Annotated in this window: 3 protein-coding genes; 1 reads left to right on the top strand and 2 read right to left on the bottom strand. The window is 48.0% G+C overall.

Translation table 11 applies throughout. The features are described from left to right. Window positions 1-483, top strand: a 483-nt coding sequence (locus ACMHXH_RS16035) for a transposase (RefSeq protein ID WP_412514248.1), incomplete at its 5' end; no start/stop codon positions are given. A gap of 416 nt (window positions 484-899) precedes the next feature. Here the strand turns inward: ACMHXH_RS16035 and ACMHXH_RS16030 are convergent. Then, window positions 900-2,321 carry a hypothetical protein gene (locus tag ACMHXH_RS16030; RefSeq protein ID WP_335912613.1) on the bottom strand — a complete coding sequence of 474 codons (1,422 nt, stop codon included), beginning with the start codon at window positions 2,319-2,321 and terminating at the stop codon, window positions 900-902. Beyond that, a complete protein-coding gene (locus ACMHXH_RS16025; protein WP_335912612.1) occupies window positions 2,318-7,303 on the bottom strand; it encodes an AAA domain-containing protein in 4,986 nt (1,661 codons plus the stop codon). The genes ACMHXH_RS16030 and ACMHXH_RS16025 overlap by 4 nt, the downstream gene beginning before the upstream one ends. Window positions 7,304-8,369 lie beyond the last annotated feature (1,066 nt).

Genomic DNA, 8,369 nt, shown 5'->3' with positions numbered 1-8,369 from the left:
GAAAGCTGGCGTTGGTACCCACTGGTGCAACGTCTGACGGTACTGCGTGGAGTACGTTTCTTATCCGCTATGACCCTATTGGCGGAACTGGGTGACCTCAGACGCTTTGCTTCTCCGCGTTCACTGATGAACTTTGTCGGTTTGACACCCAGCGAACACTCCAGTGGTCAGCGGGAACGGCGTGGCGGCATCACTAAGTGCGGCAATAGCCACGCCAGACGCATCCTTATTGAATCGGCCTGGGCCTATCGTTTCCCCGCTCGGGTCTCGAGGGAATTGGAAAGTCGCCAACAAGAGCACTCTATCAAACTGCAAACTCGCTCATGGGAAATCCAGCAGCGCCTATGTCGACGCTTTCATGCTTTAAAAGCAAGAGGCAAAGAATACAATAAAGTCGTTACCGCTGTGGCTCGCGAACTGACAGGCTACATTTGGGATTTAGCCCAAGGTTTTGATGCCGATATGCCACAACAAGCGTACTGAATTACATTTAAAAATCACTCTGGCAGCGCCGGACGGCGGCAGCGGTGCGAGCAATCCTCGAGGGCGTTAAGCGGTCACATCCGCGCTCCTAGACTGAGGCAAGGCTCCTGCGGCGAACACAAGTAATGCGAATAACCAAACTCGCGGATATCAGCAAGGTCAACCGCCGACACTTACTCGCCAAAGTCCGACTGTCAGAGTGTCCTTACCGGAGATTTTTGGGTCTCCGGTAAGGACACTTTTACCTATTTGACAAAGGGAATCATATCAACGCCTGGGCTAAGCCGCGCGAACGAAGTGAGCGTCCAGGCCGCGTTTTTTGCGGCCGATGCTACAGCCACTTGTTATACGACTATTTACTCCGCCTACAGACAAACTAAGAAGAAAAATATGAAATTAATAAAACATCAAATGATCTATATTTTCTTGATTTCCCCTAAGTCTCTAGGGGTTTCAAAGGCAATCATCCCGCCAACATATTCTTTAACCAGTTTGTCAACCAAACTAACACGATTCCTGTCAGTTGTTATGAAACCAACCGGGAAGCTGGCAGGCAACCTCTCTGGCCAAGAAATGTGATAGCAAACTACGGCCAAGTAGCCCGGTAAAATCAATACTTCAACATTTCCATCCAAAAATCCTTCAACGAGCCCATGAACTTCCTTTTCGTAGTGGGAAAACTCCTGTTTCCAGCGACTAATAGCTCTTCGGTCCGTGGCATCCTGCACAGGTAGATATAGTTTCGGGTTGCAGAGTTTAGTAGGCTTTTTGCCTTTAGTGGTCGATCTATCAACCAACTCACTGAAGCACGAAGACGTGCGTAGGCTTTGCCCCCAGAATCCATCAGATGGCGCAATCCACAACAGATCAGAAGGCTCACCTTTTGCCTTCTTGATCTCTGCTAACTGCATCTCGAAATATTCGGAAATTAGCTCCCAGTTAGCTTTCGAATAGAGTGGACCTAAAAATGGAATCCACTCACCGTCATTTATCTTTCCGGACTGCTGTGCAGCTAATAGTTTCGCGATGTCCACCGAGTGATCGTTGAACAATGTTCTTGTTTCTTGATCCTCCAGCGTCACCATCGCCTGAGCAACTTGTTTGAAGTTTACTGGCTTACGTGCAGAAGCTAGCGCATCAGTCACCAGTTCCTGTACAACAGACGAATCGTCCAAAGCCTCAAAGTCGTCTCGTTCAACTGGAACGCCTTCAGGATCAATGGATAAATAACTTGTCAGGCGCAATGGCTCTTGGCCCAACTTCCGCACAGATTCCATTGTATAGATACTGGGTCGTCCGGAATCGCCCTCATAGGGCTTGTGCTCCCAAAAGCCTTGCTCCTGGATCTTGTGGAACTTCTCCTGAAACTTTTTCTTGACTATCCGTTCACTGTTGGCGACCGTCTCATTCGGCACATCCAGCCACAGACCAGGGGCACGCTTTTCATAGGTTCGTTTTCTACCGACGCAGTTGAAACTGGCCAATTCGAAAGCGAACACGCCACCACTTTCCATTAGGGACGAAACCAAAGGTGTTGATCCCAAACTAACGAAGTACCCCCGTGATTTCGGTGTTAACTCGATCTGACCTTTTTCCGAAAACTCGAGATCACCCTTTTCAACAAGGTCTGTGATGGCCTCATCGACCTCCCTTCGTGACAAACCGAAGTAAGTGGCGATATCGACCGGTCTCATAGGTGAGATATGTACCAATCTGAGAACAAACTCTCGAACAAACGGCAGTCCCTTCTTGGTTACATAGGAAAAGCGGATATCAAATCGATGGGCTGGGAGCAGAAAGTCCACTTCATGGTATGCAATATTTACTTTCTTGTTCATTTGCCGCAACCTCCCCGTCCATTGGCCAGTTGAGCATCTACAAAACGATAACCAGCTTCCCTGCCTTGCTCTTCCATGAAACTAGCAACACGACCAAGCGGTAGATGCTTGTTGTTTGCACGCCACATCTGCACCGACCCAACGATTAGCAGTCTGTCCATCGCCCTAGAAAGAGCGACGTTAATCCGATTGGGAGCCCTCAAAAACCCTGGGCTTTGGCGTTTGTCTGATCGAGTCAGCGACAAGATAATGATCCTGTTTTCTTTGCCTTGATAACTATCAACCGTGTCTATCTTCACAAGTGACTTGAAGTCCTCATCCCATTTAACCTCTTTGAATTTTTGCCTTAACAGCCGTTTTTGTTCGCCGTACATGCAGATCACCCCAATCGCGGGCTCTTCCTCTTTTACCGAACCTTTGAGCTCGTAGAGGAAACCCATATCTTCTGCCACTTGCTTCAGCAAATTGATGATTAGGTCTGCTTCGCATCTGTTGTAGATACTTACACCCTTATCGTCTTGATGGTGTGCTCTGTTCCCCAGAGCCGATGTATCCAGCCAGGTGACGGGGGACTGAAGAGCTTCTGGCAAACCGTTGTAGATATCAGGAATCGAGCGATTTCCATTCCCGAGTTTTCCATCGTAGAAAGCGCTAGATACAAGGTTTCCAATCTCAGGAGCCATACGGTATTGGGTTAACAGCGTAGCTCCTACTTGATCCCCATACTCCGACTCAAAGGCGCGAGCGAAGTCACTTTGGAGCAACAGATCCAGGTCATTTTCAGCCGAGGAAACCCCTAATCGCCGTGCGAGTGCACGCTTGTGTGGGGTCGTATAGAGCGGAGGTAGCTGCTGATGATCGCCCACAAGTAGGACTCTCTTGCCAGCCTGCATAGCGATTGCGAGCTCGCTTGCAATGGATCGTGCGGCCTCATCGATGATGACCCAATCGTACTGGTTATCACGGATGCCAATGTGACGTTGCCCAATACCAACACATGTCCCGGTAACGAGTTGGCGAGAGCGCGCAAAAAACTCATCGTAGTTAACTTCATCAGTTTCCAAGACATCCAACATATCTCTGGAAAGCTTAGCCAACGCTCTAGCCCGTAAAGACTCGTCTGGCCGCACAGCATAGTCACTGTCGAGCTTATCGATCACACGTTGTTTTGCTGATTCGAGACTCTCATCCGCGCTCAGGAGAAGCTCAAAGTCCTCACGCATCGTTGAACGGATCGACTCGTTAAGCTCGAGTAACGATTTTTTCAGCTGCTGCTCGTCTTCCTTTTCCAGTGCTGGGTCAGCCAATGACTTCATAGAGGAGTTGAAGTGATCGATCTGTCTAAACAGCTTCAGCTCTGCGCTCACCAAATCAGCTAGATAAGCAGGCTCCAAACCCAATGCCCGGCCCAATGCAGCTGCTCGATGTCGAGCTTCCGCCCGAAACAGCTCCCGCTTTTCGGAAACAATTGAACTCGCGTAAACGTCCTTTAGTCCCGTGGAAACAGCTCCTTCTCGGTTACTAAAACGAACAACATCGAGCGGTGTCTTCAAGCGTGCACAGTGGTTACGGATTCTCTCCGCAGCTGTGTTCACCGCTTCATGGGACTGGCTAACCAGCAACACACGTTGTACCTGCTGTTTCTCGATCAGGTAGTGCACAAAGGCTGCTATGAACTCGGTCTTCCCCGTACCAGGAGGTCCCTGCAAGAGAGAAAGTGGACCGTTGTTTATTAACTTCTGAAATGCGTTCCGCTGCTGCCGATTGAGACTAATTTTATTCCCTTGATCATCAGAGCGGTCATACCTAGCAAAATCCTCATCAGTCACTTCGAGGTCGTAGATTGTTGCTGGTAATGAACAGGCCGGATCGAAGTAAGTAACGAGATCACGAATTACCCCCTCTTTATCGAGCAAGCACTTCAATGCAGCCTTTCTCTTCTCGTATGAGGCGCGGTCCTGTTTGGTTCTGAAGAAGACCAACTCCCCGTCCGAAATAGACCTGGCTTTAACGCGCAGCTTGGTCAAACGGACCTCATTTAGAGCCGATTGCTTCAAAACAACCTCTCCAAGAGACACTTCTTTTTCTCCGTCGATCACCAGTGCTTCGATGACATCCGTTTTCTTGAATTGCCCTAAAGCATCAATATCCCCCTGATACGGCATAATCAGCTGATCTTTAGAATCTTTGACCTCTCTCGGGCTACCCGAAACTTCAATGTAAGGGTATGACTCCGTTTCAGTTTCCAGAATTGCCTTCCAGAGATTTGCAGTGGCTATTTTTAACTCAGGTTCGGCCACCTCAGAAGCAGTTTGATCAATTTGCTCAAACGCCTTCTTAAGCTCGAGCGTCAGCTCATCCGATGCAATGGATTCAGGCCCTGCTTCCTTAAGGGCAAGCTCTAACGCGAGAGAAAATGCCTCGTTACCTTCAAGTCTCCTCGAGAGTTCAGACAGGTCGTACCCACCGCCGGACTCAATGACTATAGGGAAATCCAACTCCAGTTGGCTGTTGTCCGCATCGGACTTACGAATCGATGACCTAGCTCTAGGCTCAAACCCAACAACAAAGGCCTGATCCCTGGTGCTAAAAATAAGGTCAACGTTGCCCCCAATTCCGAGCACTCTGACGCGAGCATCTGACGGATCTTTTCTGCTGGGCTCAATTTGAACATAGAGATGACCGTTATCGGGATAGATAGTTAGGGGCTGGAAATCACCCTTCAGCTTGATCCTGACAGGCTCTATAACGTCACTTTCCGGTGCCTCTATGGCTGACTTAAATCGAGAAAGATCCTTGAATCCATAGAGGGGGTCTTCGATCTCCTGCTTGACGGCAGCTGCAACCTCTTTGAAGTCGTCCGAAGCACTGCCCCACGATACGCCTAAAAGTTCGCAGGCCATTTTCATCACCGCATAGTTGTCTCTTTCAAATGCAGTGCAGGTATCAATATTGTCGGGGCTGTACTGATGATTGAGCGCTTCAGCCGACTCAATACAGTAATCAGGGATGTCGATTAACGAAAGCACATAACCGTCACCTTCCTTTCCTATGATGACGTTTCCAGGGTGTAGGTCGCCGTGAGGGATGTGCAGAGTATGCAAATGCTCTACGGAATCGATTAGTTGCTTAATGACAGAAAGCTTCTCTTCCTCGCATATCTCTAGCTCATCCCAATGGCAACCCTCCGCTTTGTCCATCACCAAGTACAGGCTGGACGACTTGGTCGCCAGGCCGAAATCCCTTATGCAAGGGATGTATGAAGGCGATAACGTTTGGAGTTTTTCAACGCGTTTCAAAAAGTGAAGCAGCTTATAGCCAATCGCCGCATTTTCCTCAGCAAGGCCTATGTTGAGCCATGCTTTAACGACCTGTCCGTTGGAGAAATAAACTTCCCGTTCTTCTGTCTCAACTAAAAAGTCATCGTCCTCCCTGAACTGCCGAGAGTGGTTAATCGACTTCCTGTAGGGATCAAGTTCAGACTGATCAAAAGCTGTTTCAGTATCGTTCGCAGGTTCGGCATCAATCAGCGCATCCAAAAGCGCCGTCGCATCTGAAAAGCAGCCACCCTGCAGTGCGTTCAGCAACACGGGGGCATAAACACTGTCGCTAGCCTCCAAGGCATCGGTGATGCCCTCAATGCTCTTTTTCGAGATGCGTTGAGACATAAGAATGTGCCAAGACAGCATGCCTAGGGCATAAACATCTGCTTCGAATGGTGTGAGCTTAGAGTCTTGAACTGTCGCCACACACACATCGTTGACCGAGAGCAGCTGCCGATAATCGCCCACTGTGCCAGCTGGTTTGTGATAGGCGGAAATGAAGTTGGATAGTGCAACCTCCTTGCTCGGCGAAATCCAGATACTGTGGTCACCGAGATCTCGGTGGGCAACCTTGACCTGATGAAGGTCGGCAAATTTGGCGACCAAAAGCTTCATCAAATTTACTCGGTCTCGATCCGAAAACGCTGGCCCATATCGACCGATAAACTCGTTAAACCGTACGTGATTCGGCGGTAGTTCGTAGACTTCAGAGTATTCGGTTGTCACCTCATCCTTCTGAACACTAGTCAGGGAGCGAAGGCAGTGTTTATAGAGGTCATAGTTGTGGGTCTTGATAAACTGAAGCACTTCCTGTTCACGCGAAACGATATCAAATCGACCGTCGGCAGTTTTTGCCTTGGTGCCCTCGAGCTTGTCGAAATTCCACAATCGTAGTAATGCTTCATCGCCATTCGAGATCTCAGATACCGCTTGAAACTCTTGGTAGACCTCTTTGGGGTGCTTGAAGATAAGGTCGGTAGCCTTGTAACCAGCTATACGGACTTGCTTAGGCTTGGTGTTGTCACCAATAAACAGCCGATCAAAAACAGCTATATCTTGGTGCAGGCATGTTTTGGTGCTCTGGCGAACGTTGAAGTGCGCGTTGTACTTTTTCTCGTCAGCGAGTTTGAGGAATTGTTTGAGACTTAAAGTATGGATCTTTTCTTGATCAGTGATCTTTGAAAAGCCGGCATTGCCCGTCATCACAACAAGGTGATGGATAAAGGGAGTCCTGCCATAGTTTTTAAGTTGATGACTGATACGGTCTAGTTTGTTTTTGAGCAAATAGACTTTCTTCTGTGTTACGGAGACTGGAGATCGCCCCATATCGATGTCATTTTTGTACCACTTGCCTCCACGAGATATGACTTCGCCGTTATTCCAGTCCTTAAGCTCGATAATCAGTACATGACAATGAGTCACAATAACCAGATCGAACTCGCCTTCATTGCCTTTAGCATCAACAAACCTAAATCCCGCGTAGCCTTTCCACGGGAACATTAAGCTAGCTCCGATGCTTCGTAGCTGATCTTGAAGAGAACCACTCTTGGCAGGTTTCGATTGGTTAGCAATAGGCTTGGTCGAAAAGGCCTTCTGAATCGCCTCAATCGCTTTGATTTCTTGCGACTGTAAGCCGCCTTCCCATAGTTCAACTTCCATAATAAACAGTTATCCAACACATCCGAGTCAACGGTAAAAATATTAAAAAATCTACTCGTTAGTACTATGCCAATTCTGAGACCTATTCTGTTTTTTCTTTCGCCTAGGTCTTACGCTACGTATCAAACATCAAACTTTCTGAGCGGTGAGTAGATATCAGACGATCGACATCGTATAACAGCTGTATAGTGCGCATGCGCGTTTTAGTCCTCGGAGGAGTGTAAACGTGCATTGCTATCTGTTTGTATTCGCTGGATATAATAGAGTTTAGTCTTAATATCCCTTGCAGCTAAACGCGCATGCGCGGTTTCCAAACCTATTATCTACTAGCTGTATATTTTAAAGTTATGAATTTAATAAAATTTTCTAAAATGTTACAGAAATAACACGCAAGCTTAGCTGCAAATTCCCGGCATTTTGCCCGGAACGTCAATAATACTGTATAAAAATCAGTTCTGAGGTGCTTGTCATGAGCGCCGCAAACGCTACAACCCGGGCCCTACAACCCAAGCCCTACAAAAAACGTTAAGTAAAGCCATGGCTACCGCACGGGTCCAAACTCTGTTCGTCCCTGTATTCCGTTGAAAACGGAAAAGTGCTGCTTCTGGCCTTAAGCTTAAGAAAGAGCTAAAGCTAAGCGTTTGAATTGGTTATACAATACCCAGTACTGAATTTGAAAACAATTAGCCAAAGGTCACTTTTTTGACAAAGGCAACAAAACCTTGATTTGGGTTGTTTTTGAAGCAGAATTGACTGGGTTTGAAACCCAAAGCGACACGACTTTAAGCCGCTGGCACAGCGGCTATCATAGCTTCCAGCTAAAAGTTCCTAAGTTAGTACTGGCCGAGCTTCCGGCCACGATGTAGTCCATCACCTGCGGTGCGCCTTTCGCACAGGCGATCCTGTGACACGGCGTGAATACGTCCATGTAGCCTCGACGAAAACGTCCCTGTTTTCGACGGTCACAGTTCCGCCTGTGCCTGGAATATGGGCGTATTTCTGTGGGCATATAGGTAGCTTCAAACAAGTTAGTTCTCACAGAATTACACCAATACCCCCTCGGTGT

This window comes from Shewanella sp. BJSY2023SW001 (assembly GCF_047314685.1).
Lineage (GTDB): Bacteria > Pseudomonadota > Gammaproteobacteria > Enterobacterales > Shewanellaceae > Shewanella > Shewanella indica.
Note: the sequence above shows the minus strand (reverse complement) of the source record. Positions and strands in the feature narration are given on the sequence as shown.